The organism is Pseudomonas sp. B12(2026), assembly GCF_057767015.1.
This window is the reverse complement of the sequence record NZ_CM173430.1, coordinates 4,124,813-4,147,774: the sequence shown is the minus strand read 5'-3', so window position 1 is coordinate 4,147,774 and position 22,962 is coordinate 4,124,813. Positions and strand designations below refer to the sequence as shown.

Here is a 22,962-nt window from a genome sequence, read left to right as displayed (position 1 = left end):
TCGTAGGAACGAGATTGCTCGCGAACAGCCTGTGCCGTGCGGGTTCGCGAGCAAGCTCGCTCCTACGTCCGGACCCACCTGCGTGCGCGGAGAACCATGAACCACAGCATCGTCCAGAGCCAGCGGGATTCCGACCTGTTCGGCCTTCTCTATGGCTTCAGCTTCCGTCCCGGCCAGCCCGGCCTGGAGATCGATTCGCCGACCATGCTGCAGCGCCTGCGCGAGCCGCGCGCGGAGGATGAATTCCTCTGGCTGCACCTGAACCTGGCGCACGCGGCCTGCGAGCGCTGGATGAAGTCGCACCTGGAGCTGCCCGACTACTTCTTCGAGACCCTGCGCGAAGGCTCGCGCTCGACCCGCATCGAGCATGTGGACGATGCCCTGCTGGCGGTGGTCAACGACGTGGTGCTCGACTTCAGCAGCCGCATGTCCTCGGACGTCGCCACGCTCTGGGTGTGCGCCCGCGGCCGCCTGCTGGTGACCACCCGCGCCCAGCCGCTGCGCTCGGTGGACAGCCTGCGCTCCTCGGTCAAGCACGGCGAGAGCTTCCACTCGCCGCTGGAGCTGCTGATCCACCTGCTGCGCGACCAGGGCGACATCCTCACCCGCATCGTCCGCGAGACCAGCATCAGCGTGGACCGCATCGAGGACCAGCTGCTGTCCGCGCGCCTGTCCGACAACCGCGCCGACCTGGGCGCCATGCGCCGCGTGCTGGTGCGCCTGCAACGCCTGCTGGCGCTGGAACCGGGCTCGCTGATGCGCCTGCTCAACCGCCCGCCGCAATGGCTGAAGGAAGACGACGTGCGCGTGCTGCGCGAGGCCACCGAGGAATTCTCCCTGGTGATCAACGACCTCACCGCCCTGGGTGAACGCATCAAGCTGCTGCAGGAAGAGATCGCCGCCAAGCTCAACGAGCAGAGCAGCCGCACCCTGTTCACCCTGACGGTGGTCACGGTGCTGGCGCTGCCGATCAACATCATCGCCGGCTTCTTCGGCATGAACGTCGGCGGCATTCCGTTCTCCGAGGATCCGGAAGGCTTCTGGATCCTGGTGGTGCTGGTGGCCACGTTCACCGGCCTGGCCGGGCGCTGGGCGTTCCGCAAGCGGGATGACTATTGAGCGGCCGGGCCCCTGGTCGGGAAGGAAAGCGGCCGCCTCGTCGCCTTCATCCCCGGCCCCCTGACACTGGCCTGACGCCGACCTATCCTGATCTGGCTCCGGAAAAACCAGCGAGGCCCGCCATGTCCTTGACCGATGAATCCGTAATCCTGCGCATCCACCGCGAGCTGCTCGACCAGAGCGACGAGGAACTGGAACTGGAGCTGCTCGAAGACGTGCGCAACCTTGAAGAGCTGTTCGACGGCAGCGCCGAAGTCGATGCCGGGAAGATGGCGCGCCGCCGCTACTTCAGCGAGCTGTTCCGCCTGCAGGGCGAACTGGTGAAGCTGCAGGGCTGGGTGGTGAAGACCGGGCACAAGGTGGTGATCCTCTTCGAAGGCCGCGACGCGGCGGGCAAGGGCGGGGTGATCAAGCGCATCACCCAGCGCCTCAATCCGCGCGTCTGCCGCGTTGCCGCGCTGCCCGCGCCGAACGACCGCGAGCAGACCCAGTGGTATTTCCAGCGCTACGTCTCGCACCTGCCGGCGGCGGGGGAGATCGTCCTGTTCGACCGCAGCTGGTACAACCGCGCCGGCGTCGAGCGGGTCATGGGCTTCTGCTCCGACGACCAGTACGAGGAATTCTTCCGCAGCGTGCCGGAGTTCGAGCGCATGCTGGTGCGCTCCGGCATCCAGGTCATCAAGTACTGGTTCTCCATCTCCGACGAGGAGCAGCATCTGCGCTTCCTCAGCCGCATCCACGACCCGCTCAAGCAGTGGAAGCTCAGCCCCATGGACCTGGAGTCGCGGCGGCGCTGGGAGGCCTACACCAAGGCCAAGGAAATCATGATGGAGCGCACCCACATCCCCGAGGCGCCCTGGTGGGTGGTGCAGGCCGACGACAAGAAGCGCGCGCGCCTGAACTGCATCCAGCACCTGCTGAACCAGATTCCCTACCAGGACGTCGAGCACCCGGCGGTGGTCCTGCCGGAGCGGCAGCGCCACGAGGATTACTCGCGCACCCCGACGCCGCAGGAGATGGTGGTGCCGGAGGTCTACTGAGGTAGGGCAACGCCGCGGCGCGCCCGAGAGCGCCGTATGACGGCGAACGGTCAGCGCGTCATTCAAAGTATTCCGTTCCGATGGCCCGGGTGCCGGCCCTGCCGGCGGCCATCGTGCTGTCCGCCTCGTTCCGAGCGCGGAGGCAATTGGCGAAACGCCGCTCTTCGGAGCGGCGTTTGCATTTTGGGGGACGGCTTTCTCAGGAGCGGACCTTGTCCGCGATCCGGCCGGCAGGCCGGTAGAAGAGCATCGCGGACAAGGTCCGCTCCTACGCGAATTCCGTGTTTTGCGTCGCTTGAAATATCGAACGGGCGGTGAGTATTTTGTACAGGTCGCGCACCCTGCGCGGCCTCGTATTACAAGGACAAGACGTCATGACTAGCGAAGGAAGCAGCCCGCTCGCCGAGCGCCTGGCTGGAGTCGAGGAGATCGAGTGCGTCACCCCCGACCTCAATGGGGTGCCGCGCGGCAAGGTGATGACCGGCGAAGGCTTCCTAACCGGCCGCCGCCTGCAACTGGCGCGCGGCGTCCTGCTGCAATGCATCATGGGTGGCTACCCGCCGGCGAGGTTCTACGGCAGCGACGACGGCGACCTCGCCCTGGTCGCTGAGCCGACCCAGATCCACCGCCTGCCCTGGAGCGACGAGCCGCGCGCCTTCGCCATCTGCGACGCGCTGGAACTCGACGGCCAGCCCTCCGGCCTGTCCACCCGCGGCCTGCTCAAGCGGGTGCTGGCGCGCTACGCCGGGCACGGCTGGAGCCCGGTGGTGGCGACCGAGCTGGAATTCTTCGTCTTCGCCCCCAACCCCGACGCCAACGAAGCCTTCCAGGCGCCGCTCGGCCCGGACGGCCGCCGCGAGACCGGCCACTCGGCCTTTAGCGTGTCGTCCAACAACGGCCTGCGGCCGTTCTTCCAGGACGTCTACCGCTGCATGGCGGCGGTCGGGCTGGAGCGCGACACCTTCATGCACGAGATGGGCACCAGCCAGTTCGAGATCAATTTCCTGCACGGCGATCCGCTGCTGCTGGCCGACCAGACCTTCCTGTTCAAGCACCTGCTCAAGGAAGTCGCGCTCAGGCACGGGCTGATCGTGGTGTGCATGGCCAAGCCGCTGGCGAAGACGCCGGGCAGCTCGATGCACATCCACCAGAGCGTCGTCGACGGCGACGGCCGCAACATCTTCACCGATGCCGCCGACGAGGCCACGCCGGCCTTCCGCCACTTCATCGGCGGCCTGCAGGCGTGCCTGGCGGACTTCACCCTGCTGTTCGCGCCGAACGTGAATTCCTTCCAGCGCCTGTGCCATCCCTACGCCTCGCCGAACAACGCCTGCTGGTCCCACGACAACCGCGCCGCCGGCCTGCGCATCCCGGCCAGCGCGCCGGTGGCCCGCCGCGTGGAGAACCGCCTGCCGGGCGCCGACGCCAACCCCTACCTGACCATCGCCGCCAGCCTGGCCGCCGGCCTGCACGGCATCGAGCGCGCGCTGGAGCCGACCGCGCCGATCCAGGGCGAGTTCGAGGTGCCGGAGGAACTGCTGCTGCCCTGCACGATGTACGACGCCCTGCAGCGCCTGAGGCACAGCCAGCTGGCCCGCGAGGTGTTCGGCAACGAGTTCGTCGACGGCTACGTGGCGACCAAGTCGATGGAGCTGTCCAGCTTCTTCGACGAGATCACCCCCTGGGAGCGCCGCGTGCTGGCCGCCCAGGCCTGATCCGTCGCGCGCAGGTACGTCGGCACGGCCGCGCCGGAACAGCGCGCGGCTGTGATCGGCGGGCATTTCCCCGGCATCCTCGCGCATCCCGCCGGCATCCTTCGGGATGCCCCGTTCTCCGCTGCGCGACCCGCTCTGTTCCAGCTCCGGCAGGGCTCTCGACGCGTTGCCCGGCAGGCTCTAAGGTGTCATCGCACGTCCCGCTTTCCGCTGTCCGGGCGCCGTCCGCCGCGCCCGGGACCGTTCTGGACCAGGAGGTCCGATGCACCGGATTTTCACTGCCTTCCGCGCGCTGTATTTCTCCGCCGTGATGTTGTTGACCGGCTCCGGCCTGCTCAGTACCTACCTCGCCCTGCGCCTGGCGGAGGAGAAGGTGAACGGGCTGTGGGTGGGCGCCATGATGGCGGCCTACTACCTGGGGCTGGTGCTGGGCGGCAAGATCGGCCACCGGCTGATCGCCCGCGTCGGCCATATCCGCGCCTATGTCGCCTGCGGCGGGATGGTCACCGCGGCGGTGCTGGGCATCGGCCTGCTGCCCTGGCTGTCGGGCTGGCTGGTGCTGCGGACGCTGATCGGCCTGGGGATGATGTGCCAGTACATGGTCATCGAAAGCTGGCTCAACGAGCAGGCGGACGCGCGCCAGCGCGGCGCGGTGTTCGCCGGCTACATGGTGGCGTCCTACCTCGGCCTGGTGGCCGGCCAGCTGGTGCTGGTGGTGCATCCGGCCCTGGGCCAGGAGCTGCCGATGATGATCGCGCTGAGCTTCGCCCTGTCGCTGGTGCCGGTGTCGATCACCCACAAGGTCCACCCCGCGCCCCTGCGTCCGGCGCCGCTGGAGCCGCGCTTCTTCCTCAAGCGCGTGCCGCAGTCGCTGACCACGGTGCTGGTCTCCGGGCTGGTGATCGGCTCGTTCTACGGCCTGGCGCCGCTCTACGCGGTGGACCAGGGCCTGAGCACCAAGGAGATCGGCCTGTTCATGGGCGGCTGCATCTTCGCCGGGCTGCTGGTGCAGGGGCCGCTGGGCTGGCTGTCGGACCGCTGCGATCGCGCCGTGCTGATCCGCAATGCGGCGATCCTGCTGCTGCTCACGGCCATGCCGCTGGCCCTGCAGCCGCTGTTGCCGCTGCCGCCGCTGACCCTGGGGCTGTTGTTGCCGATGGGCTTCCTGGTCTGCCTGGTGCAGTTCACCCTTTATCCGCTGGCGGTGGCGTTTTCCAACGACCACGTCGAGGGCGACCGCCGCGTGTCGCTGACGGCGATGCTGCTGGTGACCTTCGGCGTCGGCGCCTGCGTCGGCCCGCTGGTGGCCGGCGCGCTGATGAAGCTGTTCGGCACGAACATGCTCTACGCCTTCGTCTGCGCCTGCTCGCTGATCCTGATCTGGCGCGTGCAGCCGGAGAAGGTCAGCGGCGAGCACCGGGTCGACGAGGCGCCGGTCAAGCACGTGGCCACGCCGGACAGCCTGGCCTCGTCGCCGCTGTCGGCGGCGCTCGACCCGCGGGTCGACGACCGCGCGGTGGAGACGCAGATGAAGGGCAACGACGGCACGGTGCCGGCGCCTGAAGCGGAAGAGGAAAGCCGGCCCGCATAAGGGCCGTGGAGGAGGGCGGCAAGCGCTTGCCGCCCGGAGTCAGCCGCGGGCTAGAACAGCTCGTCCTTCTCGAAGCGCCGGGCTTCGCGCTGCAACTGGTAGACGAAACGCTCGATGTTGCGCTGGACCAGGCCGCTGACCTGCAGGAAGCGCACGCCGGCGAAGCTGACGCCGACCTTTTCCTCGAAGTACACGTGGCGCAGTTCCACTTCCAGGGTGATGGCGCCGAACGGCAGGCGGGCGGTGAAGCGCTCGTAGACCTGCCCCGGTTGCAGGCGGTCGCGGGCGTCACCTTCCAGGCGCACCTTGCAGCCGGTGGCGGAGATATCGATCAGGTTGCCCTTGAGCGGGGCCTTGAGCTTCTCGCCGGCGATTTCCACCGTGACCGGCTGGCCCTGCCCGACGCTGGCGCGGAAGGCGTTGCGGCGCTGGTGGTAGAGCACCTGCTCCGGTACCGGCAGCCAGTAGCAGCGGTGGCCGTCGATCTCGGCGAAGTAGGCGTTCTGCTGGCATTCCCAGGCGATGCGCACGCCCTCGTGGAAGGCCTCGATGCGGAACGGCTCGCCGTTCTGCAGGAAGCGCTCGCCGTCGTTGGGGATGAGTTCGTCCAGGGCGATCAGGTTGCGTTCGCGGTTGACCTCGACGACGAAACTCTGGAAACGCTGGCTGCGCTCGGCGAAGGTGAGCACCAGGGGATCGTGGCTGTCCAGGAGCGTCCGCAGGCAGGCATGGATTTCCACCGGAACCTTGAGGATCTTCGGTGGTTGAGGGCCGTTTTCCTCGGCAAACAGGTTGGCCACGGTCCGCAAATCTCCATATTGACGGTGTTTGTTATAGGTATGGCAGGGGCAAGGTCAGTGATGGCATTGTGCCCAAAGGCTGGCCCTCAGGCCAGTGCTCAGGCCTGGCTGAGCGGGCGCTGCCGGTTGCCCTGGGTCGAACCGCCGCGACGGTCGTAGAGATTGGGCATGTCCTGCCCGCGCAGGATGTCGAGCAGGCGGCCGGTGCTGGCCTGGCCGGCGCGGATGATCCGGCCGTTGCGCAGGTTGGCTTCCCGGCATTGTTCGAGCAGTGCGCCCAGCTCGTCGCCGCGCGCCAGCAGGTCGCCGTTGCCGCTGCGCTCGGCGAGCTGCTCCAGGCCCTGGCGATCCACGCTGAGACCCGCCTGCTGCAGCGCGGCGGCGCGCTCGCGGCCGTTGCGTTCGAGCTGCTGCATCAGCGGCACCTTGCGTTCCAGCAGCTGTTGCAGCTGCGCCAGATCGCGCGCCTGCAGCGCCTGGTACTCGTCGTCGATCAGCTGCAGCAGCTGGCGGGCTGCGTCGATGTCGCCGTCGATCAGGGAAAACAGGGCATCGGACATCTTGGGCTCGGCACTCAGGCTAGCGCGACGCGTGCGTCAGCGCTGGGATTCGAAATCGAGCAGCTTGCCGGCGACTTTCTGACTGTCGACCTGATAGCTGCCGTCGGCGATCGCCTGCTTGATGCGGGCCACTTTGTCCTTGTCGACCACGGGTTGGTCCTTGAGTTGATCGCTGACTTTCTGCAACTGCTGGGCAGTATCGCTGAGCTGCACCGGCTCGCCGCTCCTGGCAGGAGCGGTGGAGCTGGCGGACTCGGCCGGGGCTTCGCTGCGACCGTTCTGCGCAGCACCGCTACGGCCAGTGGTGACTGGCGTAGAGGCCGGGTTCAGCCGGTTGAAGTCGATAACCATGATGAAAACCTCTGGGGGTATTTGGACGCTTGCCAAGCTTTTCGGCCGGCTGGCGGAAAACTTTAGGCCGATTTTTTGCGCACCCGAGCACAGTTTAGTGAAGGCTGCGCCCATCATGCCAGACTCGGCGCGCTACAGGCTGACTTCGACGGCTCCGGGCTCCACCACGCGCGCCTTGACGATGCGCTGCGAGCGCAGGTTGCGTACCCGGATCTGCTGCCCGGGCACGCCGTCGGACAGCGCTTCGCCGGGCATCACCACGTTGACGGCGCTGGTGCGGGCGCGGATCACCACCTGGTCGCCCTTGCGGATCGCCTCGGCCTGTTCGAGGAAGACTGGCGCGAGCACCTGGTCGTTCACCGCGGCGCGGGTGAGCTTGAGGCCGATCACCCGTTCCGGGTCGGTCAGGTAGCCCTGGGTCAGCGGGCCGACGTCGCGCTCCACCAGCGAGATGTCGGCGGCTTCGATGACGTGGTCGCGCTTGAGCGGCAGGGTGGTGACGACCACCTGGCGGAACAGCTTCACCGTGGCCGGGACGAACACCGTCCAGGGCGAGCTGCCGTCGCAGCGCACCCGCACCGTGACCCGCCCGACCGGCTGCGCCGGGCTTTCCAGGGCCTGCGTCAAGTCCTTGTCGCACTGCGCCAGGCGCAGGCGGGGGTCGATGCGCGCCACTTCGATTTCATAGCGCGCCTCGATTCCGCTGGTCTGCAGATAATCTTCGACTTTGAATTCAAGAAAGCCCTGGGTGGAGCCGATAAGGATTTCAGGCGCAGTGAATCCGTCGGCCCTCGTGGCGCCGGCGGTCAGCGCAGCGCAGATGCCGAGCAGGGCGGCCATCAGGTCGCGCGCGTTGCGCAGCTGTCGGAAAAATGTCGTTGCCTGTTTCATGCAACGGGTTAAGCAATGGTCGTGCCGCCTGGTGGTTCAGGCGGTCTTGCGTGCAGGGGAGGCTCAATGGCCGGAGTCATGGATTCAGTCAACCAGCGCACCCAGCTGGTTGGCCAGAATCGTCTCGAGCTGCTGCTGTTCCGGCTGAACGGCAGCCAGTTGTACGGGATCAACGTGTTCAAGGTGAAAGAGGTACTGCAGTGCCCGCGCCTGACCGTGATGCCCAAGTCCAGCCAAGTGGTGCGCGGGGTGGCGAACATCCGTGGCGGCACCATCCCGATCCTCGATCTGGCGTTGGCCACGGGGCGTCACGCCCTGCGGGACATCGGCAACAGCTTCGTGATCATCACCGAGTACAACACCAAGGTGCAGGGCTTCCTGGTGCATTCGGTGGAGCGCATCGTCAACATGAACTGGGAGTCGATCCATCCGCCACCCAAGGGCACCGGCCGCGACCACTACCTGACGGCGGTGACGCGGGTCGACAACCAGCTGGTGGAAATCATCGACGTGGAGAAGATCCTCGCCGAAGTGGCGCCGACCCCGGAGGACATCTCCGAGGGCGTGCTGGACGCCGAGACCCAGTCCCGCGCGGTGAGCAAGCGGGTGCTGGTGGTGGACGATTCCTCGGTGGCGCGCAAGCAACTGGTGCGCTGCCTGGAAACCGTCGGCGTCGAGGTGCTGGCGCTCAACGACGGCCGCCAGGCGCTGGACTACCTGCGGCAGATGGTGGAGGCGGGCGGGCATCCGGGCAGCGACCTGCTGATGGTGATCTCGGATATCGAGATGCCGGAGATGGACGGCTACACGCTGACCGCGGAAATCCGTCACGACCCGCGCATGCAGGATTTGCACATTCTCCTGCATACTTCGCTGTCCGGGGTGTTCAACCAGGCCATGGTGAAGAAGGTCGGCGCAGACGACTTCCTCGCCAAGTTCCGTCCCGATGACCTGGCCGCCCGCGTGGCGGACCGGATCAGGGCGGTGGATGGCACGGCGGCCTGAGTCCACCTCGGCAAGCCGGGCGGCGCCGGTGCCGCCCGCATCGTCTATGGTTTTTTGAGCACCGGTCAGGCAGTTGCCGCCATGGCGGCGGCAACCGTCCACGAGTTGAAGAGGCGTATCTGTGACATCCATCAATTCCGAATTCGAGCTGTTCCGGGATTTCCTGGAGAAGACCTGTGGCATCCTCCTGGGCGCCAACAAGCAGTACCTGGTCTCCAGCCGCTTGAACAAGTTGATGGAGCAGCAGGGCATCAAGTCCCTCGGCGAACTGGTGCAGAAGGTCCAGGGCCGCAGCCAGCTGCGCGAGCAGGTGGTGGACGCCATGACCACCAACGAGACCCTGTGGTTTCGCGATACCTATCCCTTCGAGGTGCTGAAGGGCCGGGTGCTGCCGGAGATGATCAAGGCCAGCCCGGGCCAGCGCCTGCGCATCTGGTCGGCGGCCTGTTCCTCGGGGCAGGAGCCGTATTCGCTGTCGATGGCCATCGACGAGTTCGAGCGCACCAACCTCGGCCAGCTCAAGGCCGGCGTGCAGATCGTCGCCACCGATCTTTCCGGCTCCATGCTCAACGCCTGCCGCGCTGGCGAGTACGACAGCCTGGCCATCGGCCGTGGCCTGTCGCAGGAGCGCCTGGCTCGCTACTTCGACCAGAAGACCCCGGGGCGCTGGACGGTCAAGCCGGCGATCAAGAGCCGCGTGGAGTTCCGCGCGCTGAACCTGCTGGACAGCTACGCCAGCCTCGGCAGGTTCGACATGGTGTTCTGCCGCAACGTGCTGATCTATTTCTCCGCCGAGGTGAAGCGCGACATCCTGTTGCGCATCCATGCGACGCTGAAGCCGGGTGGCTATCTGTTCCTCGGCGCTTCCGAGGCGCTCAATGCGTTGCCGGATCATTACCAGATGGTCCAGTGCAGCCCGGGGATCATCTACAAGGCCAAGTGATTGGCCGACACCTCGCCTGTTCGGGCGGGGCTCTCGTAGGAGCGGAGCTTCTCCGCGATGCTTTTGTTCTTCGTACGGTGTTTCTGCGCCGCTTCGGCGTGTGCGGGAACTTTTCGTTTCGCCCTCCCGGGCGAGTCCCTTTTGGGGCCCCAAAAGGAACCAAAAGGGCCCGTCCCGACATCCGGGTCTTCGCTGCGCTCAGACTGCCCTCCTTCCGGCATTGCTCCGAGGGTCGGCTTGCAAGGGCCATCCATGGCCCTTCAAGCCTCTCGCGGCATCCATGCCGCTCGCCCCTCTACGCAATACCTCCACTCGGCCTCCTGACGGGACTCTGCGCGCGCCGGATATTTCGGTGTGACAGGCAGAGCCAGGGCTGAAGGATTTGCGCGTCGTAGGATGGCGTGGAGCGAAGCGATACCCATCGATGATTTGTGCCGAGATGCTTTTCGTAGGAGCGGACCTTGTCCGCGAAGCTCTTGAGCGGGGCTGATCGCGGACAAGGTCCGCTCCTACACGAGCAAATTCCGGGCGCGCTGTGCTTTGGGCTTTGGCTTTTGAAGACTTCCAGAGAAACCTCCGCACACTCCGGGGCGCCCCTTCAGGAGGCCGAGTGGAATCGGAGTTTCAGGGGTTGAGCGGCATGGATGCCGCGAGAGCGTTGTCGGGCCAGGGATGGCCCGTCAACGCGGGCCCCTGAAACTTCGATGGAGCGAGGGTATTTTTCGCCTAAGCGAAAAACCGGATGCAGGGGCACAGACCTTTGCCTACTTTGGGTCGTTTGCCAAAGTGGGTCGCCCGAGGGGGCGAAACAAAATCTTCCAGCACACGCCGAAGCGGCGCATGAACACCGGGCAAGATGGCGGATCACGCCACTCATCAGCACACGCCGAAGCGACGCAGAAACACCCAACCCCGAAAGACAAAGAGCATCGCGGAGAAGCTCCGCTCCTACGAAAAGCGGCCAGAAGCGGCAATGGTGGGAGAGGGCGGCACGCTTGCCGCCGGCAAGGAAACCGGTTGCCGCTTGCCGCTGTTTGCCGCCCCTTGCCGCTCTCGATACATGCTCAAGCCATTGATATTAAAGGATATATAAATCTGGCACGCACCTTGCTGAAGTGTTGGCAAGCCCACACCGGCAAACAGGTTCGTGACCATGAGCATCAGCTTCGACAAAGCCCTCGGCATCCACCAGCAAGCGCTGAGCTTCCGCTCCCAGCGCGCTGAAGTCCTGGCTAACAACCTGGCCAACGCCGACACGCCGAACTACAAGGCGCGCGACCTGGATTTCGCCTCGGTGCTGGCTGCCCAGTCCGACAAGATGAAGAACGGCACCTTCAACGCCACGCGTACCAACGCGCATCACATCGCCGCCGAAGGTTTCGGCATGGGCGAGGACGTCCTCAAGTACCGCACGCCGTTCCATCCCTCCATCGACCAGAACACCGTGGATGAGCAGATCGAGCAGTCCAACTACGCGGAGAACTCCGTGCAGTTCCAGGCCTCGTTCACCTTCCTCAACAACAAGTTCAAAGGGCTGATGAACGCCCTGCGCGGGGAGTAATCGCCATGTCGCTCGCCAGTGTCTTCAACATCGCCGGGACCGGCATGAGTGCCCAGACCACCCGTCTGAACACCACCGCCTCGAACATCGCCAACGCCGAGACCGTCTCCTCCAGCGTCGACCAGACCTACCGCGCCCGCCATCCGGTGTTCGCCACCATGTTCCAGCAGGCCCAGGACGGCGACCAGGGTTCGCTGTTCGGCGAGACCGACCGGGCCGGCTCCGGCGTGCAGGTGCTGGGCGTGATCGAGGACAAGAGCGCGCTGATCCCGCGCTACGAGCCCAATCACCCGGCCGCCGACAAGGATGGCTACGTGTACTACCCGAACGTCAACGTGGTGGAGGAGATGGCCGACATGATCTCCGCCAGCCGCGCGTTCCAGACCAACGCGGAAATGATGAACACCGCCAAGCAGATGATGCAGAAGGTCCTGACCCTGGGTCAGTAAGCGCTGAGGAAGCACGATGAGCATCGATAACAGCAGCATCAACGGCGCAAGCTCGGTTCTGGACCAGTACGCCGTCAAGAACGACAGCAAGGGCACTACCGGCACCAACAACCTCGGCAAGGACGAGTTCCTCAAGCTGCTGGTCGCGCAGATGAACAACCAGGACCCGATGTCGCCGCAGGAAAACGGCGAGTTCATCGCCCAGCTGGCGCAGTTCAGCACCGTGGAAGGCATCCAGTCGCTGAACACCAGCATGGACAGCGTCCTCTCCAACTACCAGTCGTCCCAGGCCCTGCAGGCCTCCTCGCTGGTGGGGCGCAAGGTCATCGTGCCGACCGACAAGTCGATGGTGGACACCTCCGAGACCTTCAAGGGCACCTTCACCCTGCCGGTTTCCACGGCCAACAGCTGGGTCAACGTCTACGACGACAGCGGCACCCTGGTGAACCGCGTCGAGATGGGCCAGCAGACCGCCGGCAACGTCAACTTCATGTGGGACGGCAAGGACTCCAGCGGCAATCTCATGCCGCCGGGGCGCTACAAGTTCGAGGCGCAGACCAACTACGAAGGCAAGACCTACGGCCTGACCACCTTCCTGCCGGCCAACGTCGACAGCGTGACCCTCGGGCAGAACGGCGGCGAGCTGACGCTGAACCTCGCCGGGCTGGGCAGCATCGGCCTGTCCCAGGTGCAGATCATCGGCCAGTAACGAACCAGGCCAGGAGCCATCGCGCTGGCGCCGGGCAAGGCGGAGGCGGACGCGGAGTTTGCGTATTTGCAAATGAGCAGTCCGCTTCCAACGCCGCCCGGCCGACGCGCAGAGGCTCCTGAACAGATTCGCGTCGGCGATACCGACAAGGAGATTAGAGATGTCTTTCAATATCGGGCTCAGCGGTATCAAGGCCGCCTCCAGTGACCTGAACACCACCGGCAACAACATCGCCAACGCCAGCACCATCGGCTTCAAGCAGTCGCGCTCGGAGTTCTCCGACGTCTATGCCGCCTCCGTGCTGGGCTCCGGGCAGAATCCGGTGGGCAGCGGCGTGCTGCTGTCCAACGTCTCGCAGCTGTTCAACCAGGGCACCATCGAGTCCACGCAGAACGCGCTGGACATGGCCATCAACGGCAACGGCTTCTTCGTCACCAGCAACAACGGCGCGATCAGCTACACCCGTGCCGGCTACTTCGGCACCGACAAGAACGGCTTCGTGGTCGACAACAACGGCTACCGCCTGCAGGGCTACCCGGTGAACGCCCAGGGCCAGCTGCAGAACGGCGTGGTCGGCGACCTGCACATCGAAACCGGCAACCAGGCGCCGCAGGCCACCAGCCAGATCGCCCAGACCTTCAACCTGAACTCCACCAACACCACGCCGACGGTCACCCCGTTCAACGCCAACGACCCGACCACCTACAACTCCTCGACCTCGGTGAACATCTACGACAGCCAGGGCAACGCCCACGTGCTGACCCAGTACTTCACCAAGACCGGCCCCAACAACTGGACCATGAACGTGCTGGTGGACGGCCGCAATCCGGCGAACCCGGCCGATGACGCCACCGCCATCAGCGCGGCGACCACCGCCGCCGGCACGGCCGGCGCCACCCCGGCCAGCGTTGCCGCCGCCGTTGCCGCTTCCGGGGCGTCGCAGGCCGCCATCGATGCCGCCACCACCGCGGCGGCCGCCACCGGCGCCACCGCCGCCAGCGTGCTGGCCGCCGTCAGCGGCGCGGGCAGCAGCCCGTACCAGGTCGACCTGACCTTCAGCCCGGCCGGCCAGTTGCTGACCCAGACTCCGGTGAACAACGGCACCGGCAATGCCTTCACGGTGAACCCCACCGACGGCACCCTGACGATGGGCGACTGGGTGCCGGCGATCTCCGACGGCAAGACCCCGCCGACCTGGAGCGCCAACGGCGCCACCGCGAACGCGGGCGGCATCTCCCTGGACATCCGCAAGTCCACCCAGTACGCCACCGCCTTCGCGGTGAACAGCGTCAACCAGGACGGCTACACCACCGGCCAGCTGTCGGGCCTGGAGATCGACGACCAGGGCAACATCTTCGCCCGCTACACCAACGGCCAGTCCAAGGTGCAGGGCCAGGTGGTGCTGGCGAACTTCGCCAACGTCCAGGGCCTGACCCCGATCGGCAAGACCTCCTGGGTGCAGTCCTCGGAGTCCGGCGAGCCGGTGGTCGGCACCCCGCGCTCGGGCACCCTCGGCGCGTTGCAGTCCGGTTCGCTGGAGGATTCCAACGTCGACCTGTCCACCGAGCTGGTGGACCTGATCGTCGCCCAGCGCAACTATCAGGCCAATGCCAAGACCATCCAGACCGAGGATGCGGTCACCCAGGCCATCATCAACCTGCGGTAATACTTTGCTTCTGTAGGCGCGAGCTTGCTCGCGAACCGGCCTGACGCCGGCCTTGCCGGCGGATCGCGGACGAAGTCCGCTCCTACGAAAGCAGTGTTCCCCCTGTAGGAGCGGACCTTGTCCGCGATGCTTTTGCTCTTCATAGGCTGGATAGTGCGCAGCGTTGTCCACCGCGATGGGTATCGCTTCGCTCCACGCCATCCTACGTGGAGCGGCAACCCCCCTTGCCGGTGGCGGCAGACCATCGCCGCCGGCGGCTGCGAAAGGCTCCTTCGGGAGCCTTCTGTTTTTAGAAGTCCTTTGATATCAGTAGGTTGTGCGTAAATTCGAGTCCTGGCACGACACTTGCTGAATAGCCTCCATCACACCCGCGAGCGGCAATCGACGCGGGCCTGGAGGATTCGATGGACAAGATGCTGTACGTCTCGATGAGCGGAGCGAGCCAGAACACCCTGGCCATGCGCGCTCACGCCAACAACCTGGCGAACATCTCCACCAACGGCTTCCGCCGTGACTTCGAGCAGGCGCGCTCGATGCAGGTGTTCGGCGACAGTTTCCCGGCGCGGGTCTACGCCATGAGCGAGCGTCCGGCCACCGACTTCTCCGCCGGCAGCCTGCAGGACACCGGCCGCGACCTCGACATCGCCGCCAAGGGCGATGCCTGGATCGCCGTGCAGGCGCCCGATGGCGGTGAAGCTTATGTGCGCACCGGCAGCCTGCAGGTCGACGCCCTCGGCCAGCTGCGCACCGGCGACGGTTTGCCGGTGATCGGCAATGGCGGGCCGATCGCCGTGCCGCCGCAGGAAAAGATCGACATCGGCGAAGACGGCACCATCAGCATCCGTGGCCTGGGCGACAACCCCAGCGTGGTGGCCGAGGTCGACCGCATCAAGCTGGTCACCGCGGACCCCAAGCAACTGGAGAAGGGCGCCGACGGCCTGGTACGCATCAAGCAGCAGCCCGGCCAGCCGGCGCCGCAGGCCGACGCCAACGCCAGGATCGAGTCGGGCTTCCTCGAAGCGAGCAACGTCAACGCGGTGGAAGAGATGACCTCGATCCTCTCGCTGTCCCGCCAGTTCGAGCTCCACGTCAAGATGATGCGCACCGCCGAGGACGATTCGGCGGCCATGGCGCGGGTTTTGCAATTTAGCTAATCACCAGTTCGAGGCGCCATGAATCCGGCGCCCGAGGAGAACGACGATGCTTCCGGCTCTGTGGGTCAGCAAGACGGGTCTTTCGGCCCAGGACATGAACCTGACCACCATTTCCAACAACCTGGCCAACGTGTCCACCACGGGCTTCAAGCGCGACCGCGCGGAGTTCCAGGACCTGCTGTACCAGATCAAGCGTCAGCCCGGCGCCAACTCCACCCAGGACAGCCAGCTGCCCTCGGGCCTGCAGCTGGGCACCGGTGTGCGCATCGTCGGCACCCAGAAGAACTTCACCGAAGGCAGCCTGCAGACCACCGACCAGCCGCTGGACATGGCGGTCAACGGCCGCGGCTTCTTCCAGGTGCTGATGCCCGATGGCACCGTCGGCTACACCCGCGACGGCAGCTTCCACCTGAACTCCGACGGCCAGATCGTCACCTCCAACGGTTACGCGCTGGAGCCGGCCGTGGTCGTGCCGAACGAGACCCAGACCTTCACCGTCGGCCAGGACGGCACCGTCTCGGTGACCACCCCGGCCAACCCGCAGCCGCAGATCATCGGCAACATCCAGACCGCCGACTTCATCAACCCGGCCGGCCTGCAGGCGATCGGCAACAACCTGTTCCTGGAAACCGGCTCCAGCGGCGCGCCGCAGGTCGGCACCCCGGGGCTGAACGGCCTGGGCACGGTGCAGCAGAACACCCTGGAAAACTCCAACGTCAACGTGGTCGAGGAGCTGGTGAACATGATCACCACCCAGCGCGCCTACGAGATGAACTCCAAGGTCATCTCCACAGCGGACCAGATGCTGTCGTTCGTGACCCAGAACCTGTAACGACCGGCTGCGCGTCGGTCGTGATTCAAGTTGGAGCCGCAGGCTCCCGAGAGGTAGCTGTAAATGAACCGTTCCCACCTTCTTCCGCTGCTGGCCATCGCCGCGCTGGCCGGGTGCGTCGGTCCTGCGCCGAAGCCGGACGACCCCTATTACGCCCCCGTGCTGCCGCGCACCCCGATGCCCGCCGCGCAGAACAACGGTTCGATCTACCAGGCCGGTTTCGACAACAACCTCTACGGCGACCGCAAGGCCTTCCGCGTGGGCGACATCATCACCATCACCCTCAACGAGAAGACCCAGGCCAGCAAGAAGGCCAACTCGGACATCTCCAAGGACAGCAACACCAAGATCGGCCTGACCTCGATGTTCGGCAGCGGCCTGACCACCAACAACCCCGTCGGCGGCGGCGACCTCAGCCTCAGCGCCGAGTACGGCGGCACCCGCGAAGCCAAGGGCGACAGCCAGGCCGGGCAGAGCAACAGCCTGAGCGGCTCGGTGACCGTCACCGTGGCCGACGTCATGCCCAACGGCATCCTCGCCGTGCGCGGCGAGAAGTGGATGACCCTGAACACCGGCAACGAACTGGTGCGCATCGCCGGCCTGATCCGCGCCGACGACATTGCCACCGACAACACCGTGCCCTCCACCCGCGTGGCCGACGCGCGCATCACCTACTCGGGCACCGGTGCGTTCGCCGATGCGAGCCAGCCGGGCTGGTTCGATCGCTTCTTCCTCAGCCCGCTGTTCCCGTTCTGAGGATGACGACCATGACTGCGCACGCTGGCGTTGTAGGAGCGGACCTTGTCCGCGAAGGCCTGGCCCGGATCGCGGACAAGGTCCGCGCCTGCGGCCTGCTGCTGCTCTGCGCGCTGCTGGCCGTGCCGGCCGCCCACGCCGAGCGGCTGAAGGACATCGCCACCATCCAGGGCGTGCGCAGCAACCAGCTGATCGGCTACGGCCTGGTGGTCGGCCTCAACGGCAGCGGCGACCAGACCACCCAGACGCCCTTCACCCTGCAGACCTTCAACAACATGCTGGCGCAGTTCGGCATCAAGGTGCCGGCCAACGTCGGCAACGTGCAGCTGAAGAACGTCGCCGCGGTGTCCGTGCACGCCGACCTGCCGCCCTTCGCCAAGCCGGGCCAGGCCATCGACATCACCGTCTCCTCCATCGGCAACGCCAAGAGCCTGCGCGGCGGCAGCCTGCTGATGACCCAGCTCAAGGGCATCGACGGCCAGACCTACGCCGTGGCCCAGGGCAACCTGGTGGTGGGCGGCTTCGACGCCGAGGGCCGCGACGGCTCGAAGATCACCGTCAACGTGCCGTCGGCCGGCCGCATCCCGGCGGGCGCCACCGTGGAGCGCACGGTGCCGAGCGGCTTCGACCAGGGCAACAGCCTGACCCTGAACCTCAACCGTCCGGACTTCACCACCGCCAAGCACATCGTCGACCGCATCAACGAACTGCTCGGCCCGGGCGTGGCCCAGGCCATCGACGGCGGCTCGGTGCGGGTCAGCGCGCCGCTGGACCCGAACCAGCGCGTGGACTACATGTCGGTGCTGGAAAACCTCGACGTGCAGTCCGGCGAGGCAGTGGCCAAGGTCATCATCAACTCGCGCACCGGCACCATCGTGATCGGCCAGAACGTGCGCGTGTCGCCGGCCGCCGTGACCCACGGCAGCCTCACCGTGACCATCACCGAAGACCCCATCGTCAGCCAGCCCGGCCCCTTCTCCAACGGCCAGACCGCCGTGGTGCCGCGCTCGCGGGTGAACGCCGACCAGGAAGCCAAGCCGATGTTCAAGTTCGGCCCGGGCACCACGCTGGATGAAATCGTCCGCGCCGTGAACCAGGTGGGCGCCGCGCCCAGCGACCTGATGGCGATCCTCGAAGCCCTGAAACAGGCCGGCGCGCTGCAGGCCGACCTGATCGTGATCTGAGGACGCCGCCGTGGACGCCAAACTGCTTTCCGCCGGTGCCTCCAGCACCAACTCCGGGGCCTACACCGACCTCAACCGCCTGGCGCAGCTGAAGAACGGCGCCGGGCGCGACAGCGAAGCCAACATCCGCAAGGTTGCCCAGGAATTCGAATCGCTGTTCATGAACGAGATGATGAAGTCCATGCGCTCGGCCAACGACGTGCTCGCCGAGGGCAACTTCATGAACACCCCGGCCACCAAGCAGTACCAGGAAATGTACGACCAGCAGCTGTCCGTCAGCCTGTCCACCAAGGGCCACGGCATCGGCCTGTCGGACGTGCTGACCCGCCAGCTGTCGCACATGAACAGCGGCAAGCGCAGCGGCGCGGCGAACCCCTTCGCCAAGGTCGCCCAGGCCTCCGCCTGGCCGGCCACCAGCGGCGTCAACGCCAGCGGCAAGGCCTTGCCGCAACCGGCCGAGGGCCGCGACGATTCCAAGTTGCTCAATGCCCGCCGCCTGTCCCTGCCGGGCAAGCTGGCCGACCGCGTGGCGGCCGGTATCGTGCCGGGCGCCGCCACCCCGGAAGAGCAGGGCAAGCCGCTGGCCGGCGACCGCTGGCAGACCGCCAGGTCCTACGCCAGCGCCGTGGACGCCATCGACGCCGCCGCCGGCGCCCAGGACCTCGGCGACCGCGACTACGCCCAGCAGCCGCTGGCGCCGGGCAAGTCGAAGTTCGCCTCGCGGGACGAATTCATCGCCACCATGCTGCCCATGGCGCAGAAGGCCGCCCAGCGCATCGGCGTCGACCCGCGCTACCTGGTGGCCCAGGCCGCGCTGGAAACCGGCTGGGGCAAGTCCATCGTCCGCGACCAGGACGGCTCCAGCAGCCACAACCTGTTCGGCATCAAGGCCGGCTCCAGCTGGAGCGGCGACTCCGCGCGGGCGACGACCAGCGAATACGCGAACGGCAAGAAAGTGAAGGAAGTCGCGGCGTTCCGCTCCTACGACTCCTTCGAGCAGAGCTTCCACGACTACGTGAGCTTCCTGCAGAACAACGACCGCTATTCGGACGCGCTGGACTCCACCCGGCGCCCCGAACAGTTCATGAAGGAACTGCAGCGCGCCGGCTATGCCACCGATCCGAACTACGCCCGCAAGGTCGCGCAGATCGCCCGGCAGATGCAGGTGTACCAGGCGGTTGCCGCGGCGGACACGCCGCCACTGGGTTAAGGAAAAACAACGATGAGCGATCTACTGTCCATCGGCCTGTCTGGCCTGCGTTCGAGCCAGACCTCGCTGACGGTGACCGGCCACAACATCACCAACGTCAACACCCCCGGCTATTCCCGCCAGCAGACGGTGCAGCAGACCGGCATCCCGCAGTACACCGGCGCCGGCTACATCGGCTCGGGCAGCCAGGTGGTCGACGTGCGCCGGCTGGCCAGCGACTTCCTGTTCTCCCAGGTGCGCACCGCCACCAGCCAGGCCAATGAGCTGAATGCCTTCCAGGGGCAGATCGAGCAGCTCGACGCCCTGCTGTCGGACACCACCACCGGCATCAGCCCGGCGCTGCAGAAGTTCTTTGCCGCGCTGCAGACCGCCGCCGCCAACCCCTCCGCCACCGAAGGCCGCGAGGCGCTGCTGGCGGAAGGGCAGGGGCTGTCGAAGTCCTTCAATACCCTGTACGACCAGCTCGACAAGCAGAACAGCCTGATCAACCAGCAGCTCGGCTCGCTGGCCACGCAGGTCAATTCCCTGGCCACCAGCGTCGCCAGCTACAACGACGCCATCGCCAAGGCCAAGGCCGCCGGCGGCCAGCCCAATGACCTGATCGACGCCCGCGAAGAGACGGTGCGCAAGCTTTCCGAGCTGATCGGCGTGCAGGCCGTGCCCCAGGACGACAGCTCCATCAACCTGTTCATCGGCACCGGCCAGCCGCTGGTGGTGGGCACCACCACCTCGGCGTTGCAGGTGGTGCCGGGCACCGACGACCCGACCCGCTTCCAGGTGCAACTGGCCAGCGGCAGCGCGGTGCAGACCATCACCACGCAGATCTCCGGCGGCCAGATGGGCGGCCTGCTGGCCTACCGCGATACCGCGCTGGACGCCTCGTACAACAAGCTCGGGCAGATCGCCCTGACCTTCGCCAACGCCGTCAACCAGCAGCTCGGGCAGGGCCTGGACCTGGCCGGCAACGCCGGCAGCCCGCTGTTCGGCGACATCAACGATCCGACCATCACCGGGCTGCGGGTCATCGCCCAGTCCGGCAATACCGGCACCGTCGCCCCCAGCCTGAACATCACCGACACCGGCAAGCTCGGCGCCAGCGACTACCGCCTGGAATACGACGGCGCCAACTTCACGGCGCGGCGCCTGTCGGACAACGCGGCGATCAACGTCAGCGTCAGCGGCACCGGCCCCTACACCCTGAGCTTCGCCGACGGCAGCGGCGCTGACCAGGGCTTCCAGGTGACCATGGACAGCCTGCCGCCGGCCGGCGACGGCTTCACCCTGCAGCCCACCCGCCGCGGCGCCGCGGACATCGAGGCGGTGCTGACCAAGGCCGACCAGCTGGCCTTCGCCGGCACCGCGCGCAGCGAGGCCACCACCAACAACCGCGGCACCGGCGCCATCGGCCAGCCCAGGCTGATCGGCGGCCCGTCGCCGGTGGTGGTCAGCGACCTGCAGAACCTGTTCGGCGCGGGTGGCCTGCAACTGAGCTTCGACGCCACCGGCAACACCCTGACCGGCACCCTGCCGCCGGGCGCGACCCTGAGCTACGTGTCGCCCTCCACCAGCGGCCTGACCGCCGGGCAGACCAACACCCTGCACCTGGACTACACCGATCCGGGCACCGGCAACCAGTACAGCTACGAGTTCACCCTGAGCGGCGCGCCCCAGGCCGGCGACAGCTTCACCCTGGGCATGAACAGCAAGGGCATCTCCGACAACAGCAACGCCCTGGCGCTCTCCGGCCTGCAGAGCCGGCCCACGGTGGGCGGCACCGGCAGCACCGGGGCCAGCTTCAACGACGCCTACGGCGGCCTGGTGGAGCGCATCGGCACCCTCACCGCGCAGGTGCGCAACAACGCCGACGCCAGCGCCACCGTGCTCCAGCAGGCGCAGGACAGCCGCGACTCGCTGTCGGGCGTCAACCTCGACGAAGAGGCGGCCAACCTGATCCAGTTCCAGCAGTACTACAGCGCGTCGGCCCAGGTGATCCAGGTCGCCCGCTCCCTGTTCGACACGCTGATCGGCGCGTTCAACTGATAGAGGAAGTCGACCATGCGAATTTCCACCATCCAGGCGTACAACAACTCGGTCGGCGGCCTGCAGCGCAACTACTCCAACGTCACCCGCACCCAGGAGCAGATCAGCACCGGCAAGCGCATCCTCACCCCGGCGGACGACCCGGTGGCCTCGGTGCGCCTGCTGCAGCTGAGCCAGGAGCAGTCGCTCAACGACCAGTACAAGAGCAACATCACGGCGGCGAAGAACAGCCTGTCCTCGGAGGACTCGATCCTGCAGTCGGTGGGCAACGTCATCCAGCGCATCCGCGAGATCGCGGTGCAGGCCGGCGATGGCGCGCAGGACCCCAGCGACAAGAACGCCCTGGCCACCGAGCTGGGGCAGCGCGAGGACGAGCTGCTCAATCTGCTCAACAGCAAGGACGCCAGCGGCAAGTACCTGTTCTCCGGCAGCCAGGGCGACACCCAGCCCTTCGTGCGCAACCCTGACGGCAGCTACAGCTACCAGGGCGACGAAAGCCAGCGCCAGGTGCAGATCGCCAGCAGCACCCTGATGGGCATCAGCGACAGCGGCAAGGCGCTGTTCGATGACGTGACCAACATCAACCGCGTGACCACCCAGGGCGCCGCGGGCAACACCGGCAGCGGGCGCATCTCGCTGGGGCTGGTCAACGACAAGCAGGCCTACGACGGCAGCTTCCCGTCGAGCGTGCCGCCGGCGGCCACCGATGGCATCGGCATCCGCTTCCTCGACGACAAGAACTACGAGGTCTACGACCTCAACGACCCGGCCCTGCCGGGCAGCTACACCGCCCTGAAGACCGGCGCCATCGACGACAACTCGCAGACCAACGACTTCGTCGAGTACGCCGGCGTGAAGGTGCAGATCGACGGCAAGCCGGCGGCCGGCGATACCTTCACCGTCAACCGCGACCCGTCCACCGAGAAGAAGGGTCTGCTCAACGTGGTGGCCGACCTGCGCAAGGCGTTGTCCAGCGCGACCCAGGATCAGGAAGGCAACTACCGGATCCGCGACGCCACCGCCGTGGCCATCTCCAACCTCGACTCGGTGAACACCCAGGTGCTCTCCGGTCAGGGCAAGATCGGTGCGCGGCTCAACGTGATCGACTCCACCGAGACCTTCATCGACGACGTGAAGCTGGTGAACACCGGCGTCATCTCCGACCTGCAGGACCTGGACTACGCCGAGGCGCTGTCGCGCCTGTCGATGCAGTCCACCGTGCTGCAGGCAGCGCAGCAGAGCTACGTGAAGATCAGCGGGTTGAGCCTGTTCAACTATCTCAACTGATCGCCCTCTGGCCACAAAAAAGCCCGCGTGCCTAAAGCCGCGGGCTTTTTTGTCGATACAGGAAATGACTGCGGCGCTTCACTGGAACATGCCGGTAAG

The 22,962-nt window shown here is 66.5% G+C and carries 22 protein-coding genes; 17 read left to right on the top strand and 5 right to left on the bottom strand.

Annotation, left to right across the window (positions count from 1 at the left end; translation table 11 throughout):
• Positions 1 to 96 precede the first annotated feature (96 nt).
• The 4 genes from AC3B6A_RS19160 (at position 97) to AC3B6A_RS19145 (ending at position 5,465) form a co-directional block, all read left to right on the top strand.
• Positions 97 to 1,119 (top strand): transporter, encoded by a 1,023-nt coding sequence (locus AC3B6A_RS19160; protein WP_488398689.1) that lies wholly within the window; start codon positions 97 to 99, stop codon positions 1,117 to 1,119.
• A gap of 122 nt (positions 1,120 to 1,241) precedes the next feature.
• Positions 1,242 to 2,159, top strand: a complete 918-nt coding sequence (ppk2, locus tag AC3B6A_RS19155) for a polyphosphate kinase 2 (RefSeq protein WP_488398688.1) — start codon at positions 1,242 to 1,244, stop codon at positions 2,157 to 2,159.
• A gap of 476 nt (positions 2,160 to 2,635) precedes the next feature.
• Positions 2,636 to 3,874, top strand: a complete 1,239-nt coding sequence (locus AC3B6A_RS19150) for a glutamine synthetase family protein (RefSeq protein ID WP_488403637.1) — start codon at positions 2,636 to 2,638, stop codon at positions 3,872 to 3,874.
• A 262-nt stretch (positions 3,875 to 4,136) separates the two neighbouring features.
• Positions 4,137 to 5,465: an MFS transporter gene (locus AC3B6A_RS19145; RefSeq protein WP_488398687.1), complete on the top strand. Its 1,329-nt coding sequence runs from the start codon at positions 4,137 to 4,139 to the stop codon at positions 5,463 to 5,465.
• Between the two features lie 50 nt (positions 5,466 to 5,515).
• On the opposite strand, the gene AC3B6A_RS19140 is transcribed toward AC3B6A_RS19145, so the two are convergent.
• From AC3B6A_RS19140 to flgA, 4 genes are all read right to left on the bottom strand, one after another.
• Positions 5,516 to 6,265, bottom strand: coding sequence for a flagellar brake protein (locus AC3B6A_RS19140; protein ID WP_488398686.1), 750 nt, complete (start codon positions 6,263 to 6,265; stop codon positions 5,516 to 5,518).
• Between the two features lie 98 nt (positions 6,266 to 6,363).
• Entirely contained in the window at positions 6,364 to 6,825 is a 462-nt protein-coding gene (locus AC3B6A_RS19135) for a flagellar protein FlgN (RefSeq protein ID WP_488398685.1), read from the bottom strand.
• Between the two features lie 36 nt (positions 6,826 to 6,861).
• Positions 6,862 to 7,176: a flagellar biosynthesis anti-sigma factor FlgM gene (flgM, locus tag AC3B6A_RS19130; RefSeq protein ID WP_488398684.1), complete on the bottom strand. Its 315-nt coding sequence runs from the start codon at positions 7,174 to 7,176 to the stop codon at positions 6,862 to 6,864.
• A 132-nt stretch (positions 7,177 to 7,308) separates the two neighbouring features.
• Positions 7,309 to 8,016, bottom strand: a complete 708-nt coding sequence (gene flgA / locus AC3B6A_RS19125; protein WP_488398683.1) for a flagellar basal body P-ring formation chaperone FlgA — start codon at positions 8,014 to 8,016, stop codon at positions 7,309 to 7,311.
• A 117-nt stretch (positions 8,017 to 8,133) separates the two neighbouring features.
• Between flgA and AC3B6A_RS19120 the strand changes: the two genes are divergently transcribed.
• Together AC3B6A_RS19120 and cheR are read left to right on the top strand one after the other, a co-directional pair.
• Positions 8,134 to 9,072, top strand: a complete 939-nt coding sequence (locus AC3B6A_RS19120; RefSeq protein ID WP_488398682.1) for a chemotaxis protein CheV — start codon at positions 8,134 to 8,136, stop codon at positions 9,070 to 9,072.
• A 121-nt stretch (positions 9,073 to 9,193) separates the two neighbouring features.
• Positions 9,194 to 10,015: a protein-glutamate O-methyltransferase CheR gene (cheR, locus tag AC3B6A_RS19115; RefSeq protein ID WP_488398681.1), complete on the top strand. Its 822-nt coding sequence runs from the start codon at positions 9,194 to 9,196 to the stop codon at positions 10,013 to 10,015.
• A gap of 948 nt (positions 10,016 to 10,963) precedes the next feature.
• Here cheR and AC3B6A_RS19110 read toward each other — a convergent pair.
• The gene (locus tag AC3B6A_RS19110; protein ID WP_488398680.1) at positions 10,964 to 11,170 is read right to left on the bottom strand and encodes a hypothetical protein; all 207 of its coding nucleotides are present in this window, start codon (positions 11,168 to 11,170) and stop codon (positions 10,964 to 10,966) included.
• Here AC3B6A_RS19110 and flgB point away from each other — a divergent pair.
• The 11 genes from flgB (at position 11,169) to flgL (ending at position 22,863) form a co-directional block, all read left to right on the top strand.
• On the top strand, positions 11,169 to 11,576 hold the full coding sequence (flgB, locus tag AC3B6A_RS19105) for a flagellar basal body rod protein FlgB (RefSeq protein ID WP_488398679.1): 408 nt from the start codon (positions 11,169 to 11,171) through the stop codon (positions 11,574 to 11,576). The genes AC3B6A_RS19110 and flgB overlap by 2 nt on opposite strands.
• Before the next feature lie 5 nt (positions 11,577 to 11,581).
• A complete protein-coding gene (gene flgC / locus AC3B6A_RS19100; RefSeq protein WP_488398678.1) occupies positions 11,582 to 12,025 on the top strand; it encodes a flagellar basal body rod protein FlgC in 444 nt (147 codons plus the stop codon).
• Between the two features lie 16 nt (positions 12,026 to 12,041).
• On the top strand, positions 12,042 to 12,734 hold the full coding sequence (flgD, locus tag AC3B6A_RS19095; protein ID WP_488398677.1) for a flagellar hook assembly protein FlgD: 693 nt from the start codon (positions 12,042 to 12,044) through the stop codon (positions 12,732 to 12,734).
• A gap of 160 nt (positions 12,735 to 12,894) precedes the next feature.
• Positions 12,895 to 14,400: a flagellar hook protein FlgE gene (locus AC3B6A_RS19090; protein WP_488398676.1), complete on the top strand. Its 1,506-nt coding sequence runs from the start codon at positions 12,895 to 12,897 to the stop codon at positions 14,398 to 14,400.
• Positions 14,401 to 14,804: 404 nt separating this feature from the next.
• Complete coding sequence (locus AC3B6A_RS19085) at positions 14,805 to 15,554, top strand: flagellar basal-body rod protein FlgF (RefSeq protein ID WP_488398675.1); 750 nt, start codon at positions 14,805 to 14,807, stop codon at positions 15,552 to 15,554.
• A gap of 46 nt (positions 15,555 to 15,600) precedes the next feature.
• Positions 15,601 to 16,386 carry a flagellar basal-body rod protein FlgG gene (gene flgG / locus AC3B6A_RS19080; protein ID WP_488398674.1) on the top strand — a complete coding sequence of 262 codons (786 nt, stop codon included), beginning with the start codon at positions 15,601 to 15,603 and terminating at the stop codon, positions 16,384 to 16,386.
• Positions 16,387 to 16,449: 63 nt separating this feature from the next.
• Positions 16,450 to 17,142 (top strand): flagellar basal body L-ring protein FlgH, encoded by a 693-nt coding sequence (flgH, locus tag AC3B6A_RS19075; RefSeq protein ID WP_488398673.1) that lies wholly within the window; start codon positions 16,450 to 16,452, stop codon positions 17,140 to 17,142.
• 11 nt (positions 17,143 to 17,153) lie between these two features.
• Positions 17,154 to 18,326, top strand: coding sequence for a flagellar basal body P-ring protein FlgI (locus AC3B6A_RS19070; RefSeq protein ID WP_488398672.1), 1,173 nt, complete (start codon positions 17,154 to 17,156; stop codon positions 18,324 to 18,326).
• 10 nt (positions 18,327 to 18,336) lie between these two features.
• Positions 18,337 to 19,536, top strand: coding sequence for a flagellar assembly peptidoglycan hydrolase FlgJ (gene flgJ / locus AC3B6A_RS19065; RefSeq protein WP_488398671.1), 1,200 nt, complete (start codon positions 18,337 to 18,339; stop codon positions 19,534 to 19,536).
• A 12-nt stretch (positions 19,537 to 19,548) separates the two neighbouring features.
• Complete coding sequence (gene flgK, locus AC3B6A_RS19060; protein WP_488398670.1) at positions 19,549 to 21,576, top strand: flagellar hook-associated protein FlgK; 2,028 nt, start codon at positions 19,549 to 19,551, stop codon at positions 21,574 to 21,576.
• A gap of 15 nt (positions 21,577 to 21,591) precedes the next feature.
• Complete coding sequence (gene flgL / locus AC3B6A_RS19055) at positions 21,592 to 22,863, top strand: flagellar hook-associated protein FlgL (protein ID WP_488398669.1); 1,272 nt, start codon at positions 21,592 to 21,594, stop codon at positions 22,861 to 22,863.
• The last annotated feature ends 99 nt before the right edge of the window (positions 22,864 to 22,962 follow it).